General features: G+C 74.3%; 17 protein-coding genes and 2 pseudogenes. 6 read left to right on the top strand and 13 right to left on the bottom strand.

Annotated elements, in window-relative coordinates; translation table 11 throughout:
- Position 1 precedes the first annotated feature (1 nt).
- From purL to purM, 4 genes are all read left to right on the top strand, one after another.
- Positions 2 to 2,338 carry a phosphoribosylformylglycinamidine synthase subunit PurL gene (purL, locus tag ACLFMI_RS05295; RefSeq protein ID WP_410946630.1) on the top strand — a complete coding sequence of 779 codons (2,337 nt, stop codon included), beginning with the start codon at positions 2 to 4 and terminating at the stop codon, positions 2,336 to 2,338.
- Positions 2,335 to 2,706, top strand: coding sequence for a sterol carrier family protein (locus ACLFMI_RS05300; protein WP_410946589.1), 372 nt, complete (start codon positions 2,335 to 2,337; stop codon positions 2,704 to 2,706). The genes purL and ACLFMI_RS05300 overlap by 4 nt, the downstream gene beginning before the upstream one ends.
- Positions 2,707 to 2,879: 173 nt before the next feature.
- A complete protein-coding gene (gene purF / locus ACLFMI_RS05305) occupies positions 2,880 to 4,403 on the top strand; it encodes an amidophosphoribosyltransferase (protein ID WP_410946631.1) in 1,524 nt (507 codons plus the stop codon).
- Positions 4,404 to 4,466: 63 nt separating this feature from the next.
- On the top strand, positions 4,467 to 5,564 hold the full coding sequence (gene purM / locus ACLFMI_RS05310) for a phosphoribosylformylglycinamidine cyclo-ligase (protein WP_410946590.1): 1,098 nt from the start codon (positions 4,467 to 4,469) through the stop codon (positions 5,562 to 5,564).
- A 473-nt stretch (positions 5,565 to 6,037) separates the two neighbouring features.
- On the opposite strand, the pseudogene ACLFMI_RS05315 reads toward purM, so the two are convergent.
- From ACLFMI_RS05315 to ACLFMI_RS05340, 6 genes and pseudogenes are all read right to left on the bottom strand, one after another.
- A pseudogene (locus tag ACLFMI_RS05315) lies at positions 6,038 to 7,624 on the bottom strand (solute symporter family protein); the annotation flags it as partial.
- 74 nt (positions 7,625 to 7,698) lie between these two features.
- A complete protein-coding gene (locus ACLFMI_RS05320) occupies positions 7,699 to 7,989 on the bottom strand; it encodes a DUF485 domain-containing protein (RefSeq protein WP_410946591.1) in 291 nt (96 codons plus the stop codon).
- 120 nt (positions 7,990 to 8,109) lie between these two features.
- A complete protein-coding gene (locus tag ACLFMI_RS05325) occupies positions 8,110 to 8,847 on the bottom strand; it encodes an NUDIX hydrolase (RefSeq protein ID WP_410946592.1) in 738 nt (245 codons plus the stop codon).
- A gap of 188 nt (positions 8,848 to 9,035) precedes the next feature.
- Complete coding sequence (locus ACLFMI_RS05330; RefSeq protein ID WP_410946593.1) at positions 9,036 to 9,242, bottom strand: DUF3073 domain-containing protein; 207 nt, start codon at positions 9,240 to 9,242, stop codon at positions 9,036 to 9,038.
- Between the two features lie 177 nt (positions 9,243 to 9,419).
- Positions 9,420 to 10,535 carry a CAF17-like 4Fe-4S cluster assembly/insertion protein YgfZ gene (gene ygfZ, locus ACLFMI_RS05335; protein WP_410946594.1) on the bottom strand — a complete coding sequence of 372 codons (1,116 nt, stop codon included), beginning with the start codon at positions 10,533 to 10,535 and terminating at the stop codon, positions 9,420 to 9,422.
- 182 nt (positions 10,536 to 10,717) lie between these two features.
- Positions 10,718 to 11,140: pseudogene (locus ACLFMI_RS05340) on the bottom strand (Fur family transcriptional regulator); the annotation flags it as partial.
- A 232-nt stretch (positions 11,141 to 11,372) separates the two neighbouring features.
- Between ACLFMI_RS05340 and ACLFMI_RS05345 the strand changes: the two are divergent.
- A complete protein-coding gene (locus ACLFMI_RS05345) occupies positions 11,373 to 13,553 on the top strand; it encodes a DivIVA domain-containing protein (protein ID WP_410946595.1) in 2,181 nt (726 codons plus the stop codon).
- 286 nt (positions 13,554 to 13,839) lie between these two features.
- Entirely contained in the window at positions 13,840 to 15,297 is a 1,458-nt protein-coding gene (locus ACLFMI_RS05350) for a hypothetical protein (RefSeq protein ID WP_410946596.1), read from the top strand.
- 109 nt (positions 15,298 to 15,406) lie between these two features.
- On the opposite strand, the gene ACLFMI_RS05355 is transcribed toward ACLFMI_RS05350, so the two are convergent.
- The 7 genes from ACLFMI_RS05355 to ACLFMI_RS05385 form a co-directional block, all read right to left on the bottom strand.
- Complete coding sequence (locus ACLFMI_RS05355; protein WP_410946597.1) at positions 15,407 to 16,273, bottom strand: 5-oxoprolinase subunit C family protein; 867 nt, start codon at positions 16,271 to 16,273, stop codon at positions 15,407 to 15,409.
- On the bottom strand, positions 16,270 to 16,884 hold the full coding sequence (locus tag ACLFMI_RS05360; RefSeq protein ID WP_410946598.1) for a 5-oxoprolinase subunit B family protein: 615 nt from the start codon (positions 16,882 to 16,884) through the stop codon (positions 16,270 to 16,272). The genes ACLFMI_RS05355 and ACLFMI_RS05360 overlap by 4 nt, the downstream gene beginning before the upstream one ends.
- A gap of 2 nt (positions 16,885 to 16,886) precedes the next feature.
- Entirely contained in the window at positions 16,887 to 17,516 is a 630-nt protein-coding gene (locus ACLFMI_RS05365; RefSeq protein ID WP_410946599.1) for a heme-binding beta-barrel domain-containing protein, read from the bottom strand.
- A 3-nt stretch (positions 17,517 to 17,519) separates the two neighbouring features.
- Complete coding sequence (locus ACLFMI_RS05370) at positions 17,520 to 17,702, bottom strand: hypothetical protein (protein ID WP_410946600.1); 183 nt, start codon at positions 17,700 to 17,702, stop codon at positions 17,520 to 17,522.
- A 382-nt stretch (positions 17,703 to 18,084) separates the two neighbouring features.
- Positions 18,085 to 18,384: a DUF1416 domain-containing protein gene (locus ACLFMI_RS05375; RefSeq protein WP_410946601.1), complete on the bottom strand. Its 300-nt coding sequence runs from the start codon at positions 18,382 to 18,384 to the stop codon at positions 18,085 to 18,087.
- Between the two features lies 1 nt (position 18,385).
- Complete coding sequence (locus ACLFMI_RS05380) at positions 18,386 to 19,222, bottom strand: sulfurtransferase (RefSeq protein WP_410946602.1); 837 nt, start codon at positions 19,220 to 19,222, stop codon at positions 18,386 to 18,388.
- Positions 19,219 to 19,725 (bottom strand): DUF4395 domain-containing protein, encoded by a 507-nt coding sequence (locus ACLFMI_RS05385; RefSeq protein ID WP_410946603.1) that lies wholly within the window; start codon positions 19,723 to 19,725, stop codon positions 19,219 to 19,221. Before ACLFMI_RS05385 ends, ACLFMI_RS05380 begins: the two co-directional genes overlap by 4 nt.
- Positions 19,726 to 19,744: the final 19 nt, after the last annotated feature.

The following is a 19,744-nucleotide window of genomic DNA, read 5'->3' on the forward strand; positions in this document are numbered from 1 at the left end:
GATGCCCCAGGTGACCGTCGACTCCGTCCAGCGTGCCGCGGCGACGCCGGAGGCGCCGCAGCCCTACCGGGAGCTCGGTCTCAAGGACGACGAGTACGCGCGCATCCAGGAGATCCTCGGTCGCCGGCCCACCGAGGCCGAGCTGGCCATGTACTCGGTGATGTGGAGCGAGCACTGCTCCTACAAGTCGTCCAAGGTGCACCTGGGCTACTTCGGCGAGACCACCACCGACGAGATGCGCTCGGCGATGCTCGCCGGGATCGGCGAGAACGCCGGCGTCGTCTCGATCGGTGACGGCTGGGCGGTGACCTTCAAGGTCGAGTCGCACAACCACCCGTCCTACGTCGAGCCCTACCAGGGAGCGGCGACCGGGGTCGGCGGCATCGTGCGCGACATCATGGCGATGGGGGCCCGCCCGATCGCGGTCGGTGACCCGCTGCGGTTCGGCCCGGCCGACGCCGAGGACACCGCCCGGGTGTTGCCGGGGATCGTCGCCGGGGTCGGCGGCTACGGCAACTGCCTGGGCCTGCCGAACGTCGGCGGCGAGGTCGTGTTCGACCCGTCGTACGTGGGGAACCCGCTGGTCAACGCGCTGTGCGTGGGTGCGCTCAAGGCCGAGGACCTGCACCTGGCGTTCGCCTCCGGCACCGGCAACAAGATCATTTTGTTCGGCGCGACGACCGGCCTCGACGGCATCGGCGGCGTGTCCGTGCTGGCGTCGGAGACCTTCGACGAGTCCAGCGGCGCTGCGCAGAAGGCCGACCCTGCAAGCAGGTCGGCGGCCCGCAAGAAGCTGCCGAGCGTGCAGGTCGGCGACCCGTTCACCGAGAAGGTGCTCATCGAGTGCTGCCTGGAGCTGTTCGCGGCCGGGCTGGTCGTCGGCATCCAGGACCTCGGCGGCGCGGGCCTGTCCTGCGCGACCTCCGAGCTGGCCAGCGCGGGCGACGGCGGGATGCACGTCGACCTGGACGCCGTCCCGCTGCGCGCCACCGGGATGACCGCCGCCGAGATCCTCTCCTCGGAGTCCCAGGAGCGGATGTGCGCGGTCGTGCGGCCCGGCGACGTGGACGCCTTCATGGCCGTCTGCCGCAAGTGGGACACGATCGCCACCGTGATCGGCGAGGTCACCGAGGGCGACCGGTTGGTGATCGCCTCCGGCGGCGAGACCGTGGTCGACGTGCCGCCGCGGACCGTCGCGCACGAGGGCCCGGTCTACCGGCGCCCGGTCGCCCGCGACGACGAGAAGCAGGACGCGCTGGCCGCGGACGACCCGAACCGGCTGCCCCGCCCGGAGACACCCTCCGAGCTGCGCGCCGAGATCCTGCGGATGGCGGCCGCCCCGAACCTGGCCTCCCGGGCCTGGGTCACCGACCAGTACGACCGCTACGTGCGCGGCAACACCGTCGCCGCGCACGGTGCCGACTCCGGCGTCGTGCAGGTCGACGAGGGGACCGGTCGCGGGATCGCCGTCGCCACCGACTGCAACGCCCGGTTCGTCGCGCTGGACCCCTACACCGGCGCGCAGCTGGCGCTGGCCGAGGCCTACCGCAACGTCGCGACGTCCGGGGCGGTGCCACTGGCGGTCACCGACTGCCTGAACTTCGGCTCGCCGGAGGACCCGCACGTGATGTGGCAGTTCGAGCAGGCCGTGCGCGGTCTCGCCGACGGCTGCGCGGTGCTCGGCACCCCGGTGACCGGCGGGAACGTCAGCTTCTACAACCAGACCGGCTCGGCCGCGATCCTGCCGACCCCGGTCGTCGGGGTGCTCGGCGTGCTCGACGACGTCGCGACGGCCGTCCCGTCCGGGTTCGCCGGGGCCGACGGAGACGCGGTGCTGCTGCTCGGCGTGACCACCGAGGAGCTCGGCGGCTCGGAGTGGGCGCACGAGGTGCACGGGCACCTCGGCGGGCGGCCGCCGGCCGTCGACCTGGCGCACGAGCGGCGGCTCGCCGGGCTGCTCGCCGCCGCGGCCGCCGACGGGACGCTCACCGGCAGCCACGACCTGTCCGACGGCGGGCTCGCGCAGGGCCTGGTCGAGGCCGCACTCGCCGGGAACCGCGGGGCCCGGATCGATCTGGCGCCGGTGCACGACGACGTTTTCAGCGCCCTGTTCGCCGAGTCCGCGGGCCGGGTGCTGGTCACCGTCGGCGCCGCCGGCGCCGAGGCGTTCCTGGCCCGCGCCGCCGAGGCCGGCGTCCCGGCCACCCGGATCGGCGACACCGGCGGCCGGTCGCTGGTGCTCGACGCCGTCGGCGGGCTGGTCCTCGACGAGCTGCGGACCGCCTGGGAGGGCACGCTTCCCGCACGGTTCGGGCCGGCCGACCTGCCGGGGGCATGAGCGACGCCGAGCGGAGCGCCCGCGGCCCGGGCGGCGGCGCCGACGTCCTGCGCGCGTGGTCGGCGGGCGGCCCGGAACCCGACCGGGCCACCCGCAAGGCTGCGGTGAAGGAGTCGCTGGCCGAGCTGGCCCGCCGTGCGCCGGGACACAGCGTCGAGGTGCGGGTCCCACCGTTCGGCGCCGTGCAGTGCGTCGAGGGACCGCGGCACACCCGCGGCACCCCGCCGAACGTCGTCGAGACCGACCCGCGGACCTGGATCGGGCTCGCCCTCGGCGTCCTGAACTGGGACGACGCCGTCGCTTCCGGAACCGTGCGGGCGTCCGGGGGGCGAGCCGGTGAGATCGGCCCGCTGCTCCCGCTGGCCTGACCGGGGCCCCGCACCGGCGATGCGACGGACGTGACGCCGGTCCCCGGACCTGGGTCGACGCCACCGCCCGGGCGTACGATCGAGACCGGTCCGGTTCGCCGCCTGCCGAGGGAGCGCCTGCGTTGAGTTCCGTCCGGAACACCCGCAACAGCCCTGCAAACCCCGAACCCGGGATCTCCCCCGAATACGAACCGGAGAGCGGTCCCCGCGAGGAGTGCGGCGTCTTCGGTGTCTGGGCTCCCGGCGAGGACGTCGCCAAGCTGAGCTACTACGGGCTCTTCGCATTGCAGCACCGCGGGCAGGAGGCGTCCGGCATCGCCGTGTCCGACGGGCAGCGGATGGTGGTGTTCAAGGACCTCGGCCTGGTCAGCCAGGTGTTCGACGAGCAGACCCTGTCCTCGCTGCGCGGGCATCTCGCCGTCGGGCACTGCCGCTACTCCACCACCGGCGCGACGACCTGGGAGAACGCCCAGCCGACGTTCCGCACCACCGCCACCGGGTCCGGGCTGGCGCTCGGCCACAACGGCAACCTGGTCAACACCTCCGAGCTGCGCGACGCCGTCGCGAAGCTGGAGAACCGCAACAGCTCCGGGCTGCGTGCCACCACGGACTCGGACCTGGTCACCGAGCTGCTCGCGGCCGATGCCGCGGACCTCGGCATGTTCGAGGCCGCGCTGCGGTTGCTGCCGCGGCTGCGGGGCGCGTTCTCGCTGACCTTCGCCGACGAGACCACCCTCTACGCCGCCCGGGACTCCCACGGCGTCCGGCCGCTGGTGCTGGGCCGCCTCGAGCGCGGCTGGGCGATCGCCTCGGAGACCGCGGCGCTGGACATCGTCGGTGCCTCGTTCGTCCGGGAGGTCGAGCCGGGCGAGCTCATCGCGATCGACGCCGACGGCATCCGCAGCCAGCGCTTCGCCGCACCGGAGCCCAAGGGCTGCGTGTTCGAGTACGTCTACCTGGCCCGGCCGGACACCCAGATCGCCGGGCGCTCGGTCTACGACACCCGGGTGGAGATCGGCCGTCGGCTCGCCGAGGAGCATCCGGTCGAGGCGGACCTGGTCATCCCGGTCCCGGAGTCCGGCACCCCGGCCGCGATCGGCTACGCCCAGGGCTCCGGCATTCCCTACGGCCAGGGCCTGGTGAAGAACGCCTACGTCGGCCGCACCTTCATCCAGCCCAGCCAGACGATCCGCCAGCTCGGCATCCGGCTCAAGCTCAACCCGCTGCGCACCGTGATCCGCGGGAAGCGCCTGGTCGTGGTGGACGACTCGATCGTCCGCGGCAACACCCAGCGCGCGCTGGTCCGGATGCTGCGCGAGGCGGGCGCGCTCGAGGTGCACGTGCGGATCGCCTCGCCTCCGGTGCGCTGGCCGTGCTTCTACGGCATCGACTTCGCCAGCCGGGCGGAGCTGATCGCCAACGGGGCCGACACCGAGGGCGTGCGGCGTTCGATCGGCTCGGACTCGCTGGGCTACGTCTCGGTGGACCACATGGTCGCCGCGTCCGAGCAGCCCCGGTCCCGGCTGTGCTGCGCCTGCTTCGACGGGGAGTACCCGATCCCGTTGCCGGAGGAGGCACAGCTGGGCAAGCACCTGCTGGAGGACATCCCGACGCCCGCGGCCTCCGGGTCCGCCTCGGGCGATCCCGGCCCGCTGTCCGTCGGATACGGTGCCGATGAGGCCCTGACCCGGCCGTGACCCGGCCGTGAGCCGGTACCGCCCCGGCGTCCCGATCATCATCTGCACCTGGAGAACCACCCCATGCCCTCGACCGAGCCCGGCCCCGCCAGCTACGCCTCCGCGGGGGTGGACATCGACGCGGGGGAGCAGGCGGTCGAGCGGTTCCGGCCGTTCGCCGAGAAGGCGACCCGGCCCGAGGTGATGGGCGGCATCGGCGGGTTCGCCGGGCTGTTCGCGGCGAAGTTCGGCAAGTACACGGAGCCGGTGCTGGCCGCCTCCACCGACGGGGTCGGCACCAAGGTCGCGATCGCCCAGGCGATGGACAAGCACGACACGATCGGCCAGGACGTGGTCGCGATGGTCGTCGACGATCTGGTGGTCTGCGGGGCGGAACCGCTGTTCCTGCAGGACTACATCGCCGTCGGCAAGCTGGTGCCCGAGCAGGTCGCGACGATCGTCCGCGGCGTCGCCGAGGGTTGCGAGCAGGCCGGGTGCGCGCTGCTCGGTGGCGAGACCGCCGAGCACCCCGGGCTGATGGACGCCGGCGGCTACGACCTCTCCGCGACCGGCGTCGGCGTCGTCGAGGCCGAGAAGATGCTCCGCCCGGACCGGGTGCGTCCCGGTGACGTGCTGGTCGCGATGGGCTCGTCCGGCCTGCACTCCAACGGCTACTCGCTGGCGCGGCACGTGCTGCTCGACATCGCCCGGCTCCCGCTGGAGGGCGAGCTCGAGGAGTTCGACCACTCGCTCGGCGAGGAGCTGCTGGTCCCGACCCGGATCTACGCCAAGGACTGCCTGGCGATCACCGCCGAGACCGGAGTGCGGACGTTCTCGCACGTCACCGGCGGTGGGCTGGCCCGCAACCTGGAGCGGGTGCTGCCCGACGGGCTGGCCGCCACCGTGGAGCGCGGCTCCTGGACCCCGGCGCCGGTGTTCAAGCTGATCCAGTCCCGGGGCCGGGTGGACCGGGTCGAGATGGAGAAGACCTTCAACATGGGCGTCGGCATGGTCGCCGTGCTCCCGCCGGAGGACGTCGACCGCGCGCTCGCCGTGCTGACCGCCCGGCACGTCCCGGCGTGGATCCTCGGCGACGTCGCCCGGATCCCGGACGTCGAGGGCGCCGACTCCGGCGAGATCGGCGACCGCACCCAGTTGCGCGGCGAGCACCCCCGGTTCTGATCCGGGCCGCCCTCCGGCCGGCCGCGACCATCCCGGACTCAGCGGCGGGTGTCGCGCCCCGGGCTGGTGCGGTGCAACGGCTCGGTCGGGTCGACGGGCTCGGCCGGAGTGAACAGGTCGCCCGGCCGCTGCCGGTACGCAGGCCCGCCGGACGGCCCGGAGAGCTCGGACGGCCCGGACGGCCCGGACAGCCCGGACGGTCTGCCCACCCCCGCCCGTCCGGACGGTTCGGCGGCAGCGGGACGAGCCGAGCCCGACCCCCCGGGGCCGAGCGGCCGGATCTCGGTGATCGCGTCGTCGTCGTTGGCGGCCGGGCGGTTCGCGCCGCGGGCCGCGACGGTGACCGCGGCGACGCCGGCCGCGCCGTCCGCCGCCGCGTCGGGGGAGTCGTCCGCAGGTTCCGCGGAACGCCGGGCCGGCCACGGCGACTGCCGGTGCCGCCCGACCGGCGGCGGCAGCGACGGGTCCCCGGGCACCGCCCGCTCCACCCCGGCACCCGTGAAGGCGCGCACCGAGAGCCGGGCGAACGCGGCCCGGTCCGGACGCTCCCGGCTCAGCACCGACCCGAGGAACCCCAGCAGGAACCCGGCCGGGACCGACACCAGCCCCGGGTTGGTCAGCGGGAAGAACGAGAAGTCCATCCCCGGCAGCATCGACTCCGGCGTCCCGGACACGGCCGGGGACACCACGATCAGGCCGACCGTCACGACCAACCCGCCGTACATACTCCACAGTGCACCGGTCGTCGTGAACCCGCGCCAGAACAGCGAGTACAGCAGTGTCGGCAGGTTCGCCGACGCGGCGGCGGTGAAGGTCAGCGACACCAGGAACGCGATGTTCTGCCCGTTCGCCAGCACCCCGCCTGCGGTCCCCAGCACGCCGATCACCACTGTCGCCCGGCGCGCCACCCGGATCTCGTCGGTGGCGCTCGCCGTGCCGCGCTTGAGGAGGTTGGCGTAGACGTCGTGTGCGAAGGCGGCGGCCGCGGTGATCGTCAGGCCGGCGACGACCGCCAGGATCGTCGCGAACGCGACCGCCGACACCAGCGCCATCGCCACCTCGCCGCCGATCTTCAGCGCCAGCAGCGGGGCCGCGGAGTTCACACCGCCGGGCGCGGCCAGGATCGCCTCCGGACCGACCAGGGCCGCCGCGCCGTAACCGAGGATCAGCACCAGCAGGAAGAACCCGCCGATCAACCAGATCGCCCAGGTCACGGAGGAGCGGGCCTGCCGGGCCGTGGGCACGGTGTAGAACCGCATCAGGATGTGCGGCAGGCCCGCCACGCCGAGCACCCCGCCGATCGCCAGCGACAGCAGGTCCATCTGCTCGAGGACCCCGCCGCCGTACATCAGTCCGGGCCGGAGCACCGCCTCGCCGAGCGGATGGCGCTCGGCGGCCGTGTCCAGCAGCCGGGGCACGCTGAGACCGTGGATGCCGAGCACGTACGCCGACATCACCGTGCCGGTGACCACGAGCAACGCCGCCTTGGCGATCTGCATCCAGGTGGTGCCGGTCATCCCGCCGATCAGCACGTAGACGATCATGAGCCCGCCCACCGCCGAGATCACGACGGCCTGCCCGACCGGGTCGGTGATGTCGAGCAGCAGCGCGACCAGCCCGCCGGCCCCGGCGAGCTGGGACAGCAGGTAGAGGATCGAGATGACGACGGTCGAGGTGGCGGCCGCGGCCCGGACCGGCCGCTCCTTCAACCGGACGGTGAGCACGTCGGCGAGGGTGTAACGGCCGGTGTTACGGATCAGCTCGGCGACGAAGAACAGCGCGAGCAACCAGGCGACGAACGCGGCGACGGCGTAACCGAAGCCGTCCGGCCCGGAGACGGCGACCGCACCGACGATCCCCAGGAACGTCGCCGCCGACAGGAAGTCCCCGGACAGCGCCAGGCCGTTCTCCGGACCGGTGAAGCCGCGCCCACCGGTGTAGTACGACGAGCGCGACGTGCCCGAGCGGGCCACCCGCAGCACGACGACCAGCACGATCAGCAGGAACGCACCGAACACCGTGAGGTTGAGCAGCGGGTCACCGAGCGACGCGTCCGGCACGGGCGCCGGTGCCGCGGCCGGGGTCGGGGCCGTCACGAGGGTCGTGACCGGAGTCGCGAGCGGGAGCAGGCAGCTCAGCACGGGCGCTCCAGGCGGTCGCGCAACTCCGCGGCGATCGGGTCCAGGCGGCGCTCCGCGTACCGGTTGTAGGCCGCGGTCAGCGCGAACGTGGACACGAACTGACCGAACGCGAACAGCAGCACCACCGGGATGCCGGCGACCCGCGCCGAGAGCAGATCCTTGTACCAGGCGTTGAGCACCAGGTAGCACAGGAACCAGGCCAGGAACACGGCCGTCGCGGGCAGGATGAACCGCACCAGCCGGCGGCGCAGCAGGACGAACTCCGGTGTGGCGGCCGTGCTCACCCAGACGTCGCGGCGGGACGCGTCCGGGAGCGGCGTGACCTCATTCAGCGCCCCGCTCGTCGAGAAACCTCGGTGTTTCGTCACACAAAGTGCAACGCCGAGTAAGCAGGTGGGTTACGACTACCCCCTGATCGGGGTAGATGTCTCGCTGCTCGGTGCATCATCGGTTACCCGGTGTGACTCCCGGAGCATCGGCGGGTGCAGCGCCCGGGCGGGGCCACGGCGGAACAACCGGGGCGGCCGGCCGCGGCCGCCGGTGACCAGCGTGGTCGTCGGGACCAGGAAACCGTCGGTCGAGGTCACCTTGCGCTGGAAGTTCCGCGGATCCAGCGTCGTCCGCCAAACCGCCTCGTAGATGCGGCGCAGATCGGTGACAGTGAACTCGTGCGGGCAGAACGACGCGGCCAGCGTCGTGTACTCCAGCTTCGAGCGCGCCCGCTCCACCCCGTCGTCGAGGATCCGGTCGTGGTCGAAGGCGAGCGTGGGCACCGCGTCGATCGGGCACCATGCCGACGCCGCCGCGCCGCCGCCGGGCGTCGGTTCCGGCATGTCCGGCACGAAGGCCAGGTAGCCGACCGACAGCACCCGGCCGCGCGGGTCCCGGTCCGGCGCCGCGTAGCTCGCCAGCTGCTCCAAGTGCCCGACGACCGCGTGCCCGGTGTCGGCCCCGGTCTCCTCGCCCAGCCTCCGGCCAGCGGTGTGCACCAGATCCTCCTCGGGGCGCACGAAGCCACCGGGTAGCGCCCATGCGCCGAGGAAGGGTGGTTCGCCCCGCTCGATCAGCAGGGCGTGCAGACGGTTCGACCGCACCGTGAGCACGACAAGATTGACCGCGACGGCGAAGAGATTGCCGCGCATGTCGTGTACACCTCGGACGGGACGGGAGCCGGACGCGCGCCCCGATCAGGGACGCGGTCGTGATCTTGCCCTATCCGACCGGCCGGGCGAAACCAGCGGGTGCGACCGGCGTAGCGGTCACTGCGCCGAGTGGGGGTGGGCCGTCCGCCCGACGCCCGAGCCACTCGGGCCGGGCGTCGTGCGGAGACTCAACGACGAGAGCTGTCGTCCTCGTCGTTGTACTTGTCCGCGAGATCCGAGTACTCCTCGCCGTACCCGTCCTCGTTGTCGTCGGTAGTAACCGCCGTCCCGCTACCGATCTCCCGCTGCAGGGCGTCGAGATCCATAGACGGGGAGCTGTACTTGAGCTCGCGGGCCACCTTCGTCTGCTTGGCCTTAGCTCGTCCGCGCCCCATGGCAGGTCCCCCTTACAACAGGGAAGGGGCGGCCCGGTCAGTCGACACGACCCGGCGGCCCCTCTCATCTCATCAATGTCGTGGTAGCCACCGTACCTTGCTCTGCCCGGTACACGCGACGCGGCACCGCCGTCGTCACAGCCGGGCGCACGGACGCCCCACGGAGACGTCCGGTGGTCACCCGGCGGATCCGCCGCCGGTGGCCCGCTTCCGCGCGGCCCGTCCGGGCGGGGGCGAGTCCGGATCCGTCTCGTAGGAGTCCGGGTCGATCGCGGCGGGAGAGACGCGGTCGTCGGCCCCCGCGGTCAGCTCGGCGTCCATCGGGACCGAGCGCTTCACCAGGGCCAGCGCGACGGGCCCCAGCTCGTGGTGCTGCACGACGGTGCCGACCCGGCCGGCCGGGCGGCCGTCGCGCACCACCGGGTCCCCGGTGCGCGGCAGATCCTCGTCGCCGCCGTCGAGGTGCAGCAGCACCAGCCGGCGTGGCGGGCGTCCCAGGTTCGCGACCCGCGCGACGGTCTCCTGGCCGCGGTAGCAGCCCTTGGTCAGGTGCACCGCCGGCCCGATCCAGCCGACTTCGTGCGGGATCGTGCGGTCGTCGGTGTCCAGGCGCAGCCGGGGCGAGCGCGACTCCACCCGCAGCGCCTCGAACGCGATCGTGCCCGCCGCGCGGGCTCCGGCGGCGGTCAGCGCGGACCACCAGCGGTCCTTCGCCTCCCGCGGCACGACGACGTCGGCGGCGTCCTTGCCCGGCCACGGGGTGCGGCGGACGAAACCGCCGCCCTCCAGCGCCACGACCCCGTGCGGTGCGGGCGGGACGGCGACGCCGGCCTTCGTCAGCACGTCCGGGACGTCCGGGCCGACGAGGCTGAGCACGGCCAGCTCGGCGGAGGCGTCGCGCGGCTCGACCTGTGACCAGAACACCATCTTCTGCAGGTAGTCCAGCAGCGTGGCGCCGTCGCCGGGCTCGGTGTCCAGGTAGACCGTGTCGGCCGTGTGTGCGACGGCGGCGTGGTGCAGGACCCGGCCCTGCAGGTCCAGGACCAGGGCCTCGGTTCCGGTGTCCGCCGGGAGCTCGCTGACGTGCTGGGTCAGCAGCAGGTGCAGCCAGGTCAGACGCTCCTCCCCGGTGACCACCAGTACGTCGCGGTGCCCCCGGTCGACGACGGCGGCCGACCGGGCCATGGCCCGCTGCTCGGCGGGCGGGTCGCCGCGGTGGGCCGGGACCGCGGCATCCGGGTCCGGAGCCTCGGTCGCGGCGGTGTCGTGTTCCTGGTCGGCGGGTGTGGTCACCGGTCTCCCTCCGCGGCCGTGCCGGCCGCGTCGTCGCTGTGCTGGTGGATGGCGCTGTCCTGATGGATGGCGCTGTCCTGATGGATGGCCCTGTGCTGGTGGATGGCGTTCTGCTGGTGGGGGGGGCTGTGCCGGCGGGCGGCACCGGCCCCGTGTGCGTGCTCCGCGCCGGCCGGGTCCTCATCGCGTTCGTCGTCGACCGCGCAGTCCGAACAGGTCCCGGACAGCGCGACGTGCGTGGCGTCGAGCCGGAACCCGAAGTCCGCCAGTGTGCGGTCCGCCACCTCGCTCATCAACCGGGTCGGCGCCTCGTCGACCCGGCCGCAGTGGTGGCAGACCAGGTGTACGTGCCGGTGCTGGTGCTCGGAGTAGGTCGGCGCTCCGTGTCCGAGATGGGCGTGGCGGACGACGCCCAGCCCCTCCAGCAGGTCCAGCGTGCGGTACACGGTGGTGATGTTGACGGCGGGCGCGGTCGCCTGCACGCGGGTGCACACCTGCTCGGGCGTCGCGTGCCCCAGGTCGCGCACCGCGTCCAGCACCAGCTGGCGCTGAGGTGTCATCCGCAGCCCGCGCTTGTGCAGCGTGCCCTTCAGCGAGGTGTCCACGCAGCCGATGGTATTAGCTGGGGGCCGGTAGGCTCGTCCGGAGACGAGGGCAGCCGCGCATCGTGTCACGAGGTCGGGTTCCACGGGTGCCGCCACGCCGGGCCGCGACCGTCGCGGCCTGCGGAGTTCGCCGCGACGTGGCGATGCTGGCTACCCTGAAGGTCGACCTCCTACCGGAGCACGGTGTCCGGTGAGGGGCCACGCATTGCCGGACAACCTGTGAGGAGAGGCGATGACGGCAGACGGGGCGGACCGCCCGGGCGGTTCCCCGCGGTTCGACGTCGTTCTCCGCGGCTACGACCGTAAGCAGGTGGACGAACACATCGTCCAGATGCAGCGGGTCATGGGACGGATGCGCGCCGACATCGACGCGCTCCGCAGCCGCCCGGTTCCGCCGCCGTCCCCGGCCCCGCCGCCCGGCGGATTCGCCGGAGCGTCTCCCGGGCAGCAGGTCGGACCGGCCGGTCCGCCGCGGCCGGGTCCGCGGCCCGCGCCGGGTCCGCAGCCGGAGCACCCGGACGCCATCAACTCGTTCTCGGACCGGATGCAGACGATCCTGCAGAAGGCCGAGGAGGAGGCCGAGGAGGTCCGCAACAAGGCCAAGGCGGACGCCGAGCGCGTCACCGCGGAGGCCCACAAGCAGGTCGAGCGGGCCCGCGCGGACGCCGACCGGGCCCGCGAGCAGGGCGACAAGCTGCGTGCTGAGGTCGGGGACCTGACCCGGCGACGTGACGATCTGCGGTCCGAGGTCGCCTCGTCCGGGCGTGCGTCGGGCGCTGACCCCGGGCGCCACGAGATCCACTCCGACGGTCAGCGGCCCGACGCCGACGCTGCGCGCAGCGGGGCCCCGGCCGCCGAGGCGGCGGCCGGGTCGGCGTCGCAGGGCTCCACCCCGAAGGACACCGGTCAGCAGGCGGGCGACCAGCACGGTCCCGGTCAGCAGCGAGCCGGCCAGCAGCACTCCGGCCAGCAAGGTCAGGGGCAGCAGGGTCAGGGGCAGCAGGGCCACTCGTCGTTCGTGCCGTCCGGCTCGGGGCAGCCGAAGCCCGGCGGGGTCCCGGTCTCCGAGGGCTCGGTCCGGCCCGCGTCGGCACCGGCCGGTCCCGGCCGGCAGGGCTCGGGTCCGAAGGGGCCGGGCGGGCAGGACCCCGGCCAGCAGGGCCGACCGGCCGCCCAGGCCGGCGCGAACGGCGCGCGGCCCGGAGCACCGGGCCCGCGCCCCGGCGGAACGGCTCCCGGCCAGGGCGGCCCCGGGGCGAACGGCTCCGGTCAGGGCCCCGGCCAGAATGTCGCCGGCCAGGTCCGCCCAGGTCAGAGTGGTCCGAGCCAGAGCGGTTCGGGGCAGGGCGGCCCGGGACAGGGCAGCCCGGCACAGGGCGGCCCAGGTCAGAACGGCCCAGGTCAGAACGGCCCAGGTCAGAACGGCCCAGGTCAGAATGGCGCGAGTCAGGGCGGCCTGGGACAGAGCGGTTCGGGGCAGAGCGGTTCTGGTCAGGGCGGCCACGGGCAGGACGAGGCGCGGCCGGGTCCGCGCTCGCAGCCGTCCGGTCCGCAAGGTGCCCGACCCGGCGGGGATCGGCAGGACTCGGGTTCGCAGTCCCGTTCGTCGGGCGCGCCCGGGTCGGGGCAGCCTGGTCAGCCGGCTCCCGGCCAGCAGCCAGCAGGTGCCCGTCCGGGCCAGCAGGGTCAGCAGAACGCACAGCCGAAGGCCGGCCAGCAAGGTTCCGGACAGCAGGGCGCAGGGCAGCAGAACCCCGGACCGAAGAACACCGGCCGGCCGCCCGGCCAGGCGACGCCGGGTCAGCCGTCCGCTGCGCCGGGGCAGCGACCGGCTCCGGGCGCCCGGCCGACACCGTCACCGCGCCCGGCGCCGTCCGGGAACCAGGACCAGAGCCCCGAGCGGACCTCCGCGGTCCGCCCGGGTGCCGACGAGCCGGAGCCGGCGGAGCTGTTCCGCCCGGCGGCGGACTCCGGTCCGGGCGACCCGGCGACCTCGGCGGTGCCGCGCCAGGACTCGCCGCCGGAGTCCGGAAAGGACCCCGAGCGGACCGTCGCGGTCGGCGCTGTCCGCCGATCCGGTGACACACCGAAGGATGGTTCCCAGGAGGGCTCCGGCCCGGATTCCGGGACCGCCTCGGAGGCGACCGCCGACCCGCCGACGACCGCCAACCCGGCTGCCGACCGCGGTGCCGATCAGGCGCGCGCCGACGGGCCACGACCGGGCCCCGGTCAGGCCTCCAGCGGTCAGGGCAGCCGCAACAGCGGTTCGGAGAAGCGCCCGGACGGGTCCGGCCCCGGCGGGCAGGGCTCGAACGGCGGTCACGGCAACGGCTCGTCGGGCAACGGGAACGGTTCCGCAGACCACAACGGGGCCGGCGCGGCGCGCCCGCCGTCGGGGACGCGCAGCAGCTGAGGTTCCCCGCGTGCGGGCCCCGGCCGCAATAGGGTCCGTGCCCATGCAGTTCGGCTCGTCGACGGTTCCGCTCCTGCCCCTCGCGGCGGTGGTGGGTGCGGGCGCGCTCGTGCTCCTCGTCCTCTGGGGGGTCTGGCGTGCCCGCCGGCAACCCACGCCCGTACCGCTGCCGGTGGCTCCTCCGGACCATTCCGCCGTGCAGCCGTGCGCCGCGGACTGGACGGGGGAGGCCGCGGGTGGGCCGGCCGATCCGCCGCGCCCGCCTCGGGTACGGACCGTCGCCGACGTGGTCGCGGAACGGGAGGCGGACACCGGGCCACTCCCGGTGTCCGCAGTGGCCGCTGCTGCGCCCGCTGCGACGCCGCGTGCGGGCCGGCACGCCACGCGCGACGGCAGGGACGCCCCGGGGGACCTCTCCGCCCCGGCCGACGAGGGTCCGGACCCGGCGATCCTCGCCCGGACCGGCCCCGCCGCCACCGCGCGGACCGGTTCGACGGCCGGGACCGGCACAGTGACCGCTGCGACCGGTGCCGGCCTCACGGCTGCTGCCGCCGCGCTCCGCCGGCCCGCCAGCCCCTACCCGGGTGCGGCCCCGGAGACCGAACCCGCGCCGCACGCGCCCGACGCCGCCGACGCCCCACCGGCCTCCGCTGCCGTGCCGGCCGCCACCGATCGGGTCGCCGGGTCCCACGGCGGTGACCCCGGTCCCGGTGCCCAGGATCCCGGTGGCCCGGATTTCGGCGGTCAGGATCTCGATGCCCACCATTCCGGCGGCTCGGATTCCGGTGCCCAGGATCCCGGCGGCCACGATCCCGGCGGCCCGGATTCCGGCGCCTACGATTCCAGCGGCTCGTATTTCGGCGGCCCGGATTCCGGTGGCACGGATTCCGGTGGCACGGATCTCGACGGCCCGGGGGCCGACGAGCCGCACGGCGCCACGCCCGCACCCGGCGGCCCCGGCCTCGATCCGGCCGCCGGGACGCAGGTCGCGGCCGGGAGGACCGGCCCCACCGACGGGGACACCGTCCCCGTCGTGCCGGAACCCGAGGGTCAACGGGCCGCCCCGCTGCCGCCGTGGTCGGTCGAGCGCACCGTCCCGCCCGCGCAGGACCTCCCCACCGGCGACCCTGTCGGCGAGCGCGCCGCGGACGGCGCCGGAACCGCGAGCGTCGGAGCGTCGGACACGGGGACCTCGAACCCCGGGACCCCGGACACCGGGGCCCCGGACACCGGGACCCCGGACACCGGGACCCCGGACGCTGGAGCCTCGGACACCGGAGTGCCGGACGCCGGGGCACCGGGGGCCGCGACCGCCGACGTGACCGGCGCACCGGAGTCGGTGTCCCGCGCGGTGCAGCAGGCGCTCGCCGCGCGCGCCGTCCGGCGGGCCCGGATGCGCCATCCCGACCCGGACGACCCGTCCGGCGGTGAGCAGCAGGAGCTGCCGCTGTCGGTGGTGCCGTCGCGACCGTCCGCTCCGGTCGCCGCCGCCGACGCCCGGGACAGGCTGCTGTCGGTGCTGATCACCGATCCCGCCCGCGCGGTGGACGCGACCATCCGGCTCGACGACACCCGGAACTCGATCGAGGAACTCGGGGACGTGCTGCGGCGCCGGCGTGCCGAGCTGGCCGGTGCGGTGCACCACCTGCGGGACTGCGGTCTGGATCCCGCGCAGATCGGCCGACTGTCCGGAATGGCCGTCGCCGACGTCCGGACCATCCTGGACGGTGAGGACGCCCGCTGAGTCCGGGAAGGCCCGCCCACGTGAACGAACGCGGACTCGTCCCGGACCCGGTCCTCGGCGTCGAGCACCGGATCCTGCTCACCCGTACCGAACTGGAACCCACAGAAACTCAGGGCAGCACGGTGAAACGCACCGCGGAACCCGGCGGTGCCTGGGCCAGTAGCGGCAGGTCCGCGGTCTCGACGACAGCGAGCACCGGGTAGCCACCGGTCGTCGGGTGGTCGGCGAGGAACACCACCGGCGGGCCGTCCGGCGGGGCCTGCACGGCGCCGGTGACCATCGCCTCGCTGGGCAGCTCGCGCGCGTCCGTGTCCGGGTGCCGCGGCGGCGGCGGGCCGTCGAGCCGGATGCCGATCCGGTTGCCCGTCGGGGAGACGGTCCACTCCGGACGGGTCAGGGCGGCCCGAGGGTCGCTGAACCAGTCGTCGCGCGGGCCGAGCCGTACCCGCAGCCGTACCGGGACGGCCGGCACCGAGACCGGGACCGGACCCGAGACCGGCACCGGGCCGGACCACCGTCCGACCGGCAGCGTGTCGCCGTCGGAGACCGGGTCCGGGCCGAGCCCGGAGAGCAGGTCGGTGCTGCGGCTCCCGAGCGCCGCCGGCAGCTCCAACCCGCCCGCCACCGCGAGGTACACGCGCAGCCCGCCGACCGGCCTCCCGATCTCCAGCAGGGCGCCGTCCGGGACCCGCAGCGCGGCGTGTGCGGTGGCCGGGCGGCCGTTCACCAGGACCGGGACGGGCGCCCCGGTCACCGCGACGACCCGCGCCCCACGGGCCCGCACCCGCAGGCCGCCGCCCAGCAGCTCCAGCCCGGCCGCGTCGACCGGGTTGCCGACCAGCCGGTTGGCCAGGTCCAGCGCGGGCCGGTCCAGCGCCCCCGAGGGTGGCACCCCGAGGTGCGCGTTCCCGGGCCGCCCGCGGTCGGTGACCAGCGCCTGCGGACCCGCCGCGACGACCTCCAGCCCGGTGCTCACCGCTGCTCGAACCGCACCCGGTCACCCGGGGCGAACAGCGCGGGCCGGTCGGCCGCGGGGTCGAACAGGACCATGTCGGTGCGCCCGATCAGCCGCCAGCCGCCGGGGGAGCGGCGCGGGTAGACGCAGCTGTAGACGTCCGCGACGCCGACCGAGCCGGCCGGCACCGCCGACCGCGAGCTCTCCAGCCGGGGCTGCTGCAGCGGCTCCGGGAGCCCGGAGAGGTAACCGAAACCGGGGGCGAACCCGCAGAAGTCCACCGTGTACTCGGCACCGGAGTGAAGCGCGACGACCTCGTCCACGGAGATCCCGGCCGTCGTCGCCACCAGGTCGAGGTCCTCGCCGTCGTAGGTCACCGGGACGGTGTGCAGCGTGCCGGTGCCGAGCCGCCCGGTCGCCGCGTCGGCGTCGCCGGCCGCCGCCCGTACCCGCTCCAGGCCCGCACCCGGTGCCACCTCGACCAGCACGGTGCGCGCGGCCGGCACCAGTTCGGTCACCTCGGGCAGCGCGGCGGCGCGCACGGCGGCGACGATCGCCGCGACCTCGGCCGCGGAGCCCGCCTCGAACAGCAGTGCCCGGTCGCCGCAGGGCCGCGGCCCGGAGCGGGTCAAGCTCAGCCGACCACGCGGTGCAGCAGCGCCGACATGTACGGCGCCACCTCGCCGCCGTCCAGCGAGCGCTCGTCGACGTAGGCCAGGTCGCCCTGGTTCACCAGGCCGTAGAGCCGCTTCCCCCCGGAGGTCGCGCGCGCCGACCCGGTCCGCGCGACGGCGTCGGACTCGATCTGCCAGGACCGCATGTCGCCCTTCGGCCCGTAGTAGATCTCGGCCAGGCCGTTGCTGGTGGCGATCACGACCTCCAGCGAGCCGTCCGGCTGCGGCCGCCAGAATCCGGTCTCCCGGTCCAGCAGCTCGCCGACCCGGTTGTCCTCGTCGAGCAGCCAGGCCCGCGACTCGAAGAAGAGGAACGGCCGGCCGTCGTGGGCGAACGTCAGCTGCTGGCCGAAGGCGCGGGCGCCCTCGGCGGCGGGGTCGACGATCTCGCCGGTGCCCCGCCACACCCCGACCAGGGGCAACACGCCCAGGCAGGCTTCGTGCAGGTCCGGGCCCTGGCGCAGGTTGGCGGTCTCGTCGGTGACCGGCAGGTCGTCCCACTGCGGCCGGTTGCGCTGCGGCGAGTCCGGCGCCGCGTTCTTCGGCCCGCTGATGGTGGTCTGCAGCTGCTCGTCGTCGGAATCTGTCACGTCTTACGGCTCCTCGCTGTGGTCGTCGCGGACCTCGGCCGGGCCGGTGGGCTCCGCGCGCCGGTCGGCCGCCCCCGCCCGCGAGGTGGCGGGCTCGACGACGAACAGACGACGGAGCAGCCAGCCGGCCCAGGCGGCGGTTCCCGCGGACAGGGCGATCAGCAGCCCGGTGGAGAACCAGTGCACGACGCGCCAGCGTACTAGGACCCGCTCGCCGGGTGCCCCGACCCGCCCGGCGGCCCGCGGCGGCACCCTACGATCCCGCCATCGACGCCATCCATGGTCAACGGCACACCTAGTCCGATCTTGCCGCACAGCCCTGGTGCGCCGTTGACCATGACGACGAGTGCCGGACGCCTCGGCGCGGGCGTGGCATCACGATGCCGGCCGTTACGAAGCCCGAGGCATTCACCTCGGCGGCGGGCTCGGACGGTGGAACGACGAACGCCGTCCCGGACGGGTCCGGGACGGCGTTCGTGACGCCGCGCGCCTTCGCAGGCTCAGGCGGCGGTGTTGTTGCGCGCCTTCGCAGGCTCAGGCGACGGTGTTGTTGCGCGCCTTCGCAGGCTCAGGCGACGGCGATCTCCGCCTGGTGCACGCCCGGCCCGTCGGCGACGAGGTCGGACTGCCCGTTGCCCGAGCGCGACAGCGCCCGGACGGTCCAGGTGCCGGGGGCGGCGAAGAACCGGAAGTCACCCGAGGCCGAGGACACGACTTCCGCGGTGAACTCGCCGGTGTCGTCCAGCAGCCGGACGAACGCCCCGCCGACCGGCTCACCACCGGCGACGACGCGCCCGGCCAGCACGGTCTCCTTGGCGAGGTCCGTGCCGGCGGGCAGGGTCAGGGACTGGTCAGGGGCTCCACACATCTCAGTTCGCTCCCAGCTCGATCGGCACGCCGATCAGCGAGCCGTACTCGGTCCAGCTGCCGTCGTAGTTCTTCACGTCCGAGTGGCCCAGCAGCTCGTGCAGCACCACCCAGGTATGGCTCGAGCGCTCGCCGATGCGGCAGTAGGCGATGGTCGCCTTGCCCGCGTCGAAACCGGCCTCGGAGTAGAGGGCGGCCAGCTCGTCGTTCGACTTGAAGGTGCCGTCCTCGTTGGCCGCCTTCGACCACGGGATGTTGATGGCGCTCGGGATGTGCCCTGGGCGCTGCGACTGCTCCTGCGGCAGGTGGGCGGGGGCCAGGATCTTGCCGGAGAACTCGTCGGGCGACCGGACGTCGACCAGGTTCTTCGTGTTGATCGCGTCGACGGCCTCGTCGCGGAAGGCGCGGATCGAGTTGTCGGCGTCCTTCGCGGAGTAGGAGGTCGCCGGGCGGTCCTTGACGTCGGTGGTCAGCGTCCGGCCGTCGAGCTCCCACTTCTTGCGGCCGCCGTCGAGCAGCACGACCTTGTCGTGCCCGTAGAGCTTGAACTCCCAGTAGGCGTAGGCGGCGAACCAGTTGTTGTTGCCGCCGTAGAGCACCACCAAGTCGTCGTTGCCGACGCCTTTGGCCGAGAGCAGCTGCTCGAACTGCTCCTTGGTGACGATGTCGCGGCGGACCGGATCCTGCAGCTCGTCGGTCCAGTTCACCCCGACCGCGCCGGGGATGTGGCCCCCGTCGTAGGCGGTCGTGTCCTCGTCGACCTCGAGGAACACCACCCCGTCGGTCTCCAGGTTCTGTTCCGCCCAGTCGGCGGTGACGAGGACGTCCTCGCGGCTCATGATCGAATATCTCCCGAAGTCGTGTGCTGGTGGGGACGGGTCACGGCGGCGCCGGCCGGGCCGGTGCGCAGGCGGGCGAGGAGCCCGTACAGCTCGCGGCGCGGCCCGAAACCCGAGGCCGCGTCGAGGAAGGCCGCCGCCAGCGCCACCGCGGTCGCGACGACGCCGAGCAGGTCGGCTCCGGACAGGTAGCCGACCGCGGCGAGCGTGGTGAGGACCAGCCCGACGGCCTGCGAGAAACGGACCGCGGCCGGATCCTCCCGCTCGGCCGGCGGGGCCAGCCGCGGTGCGAGCAGGTGCCGGAACAGCTCGGTGTAGGGGGCGAAGCGCATGCCGGCGATCGCACCCACGGCGAAGACGACGGCCTGCGCGGTGACGAGCAGTCCGCTGCCGCTGAGCAGCACCAGCGCCAGCACGGCGGTGGTCAGGGCGGCGGAGAGACGGACCCCGCGCGGATCGAGCCGGGGCTCTGCGCGCACGGGTCCGAGGTCCATGACGGACATGGAGGGACTCCTGGACGGT

The organism is Pseudonocardia nantongensis (assembly GCF_046546495.1).
GTDB lineage: Bacteria > Actinomycetota > Actinomycetes > Mycobacteriales > Pseudonocardiaceae > Pseudonocardia > Pseudonocardia nantongensis.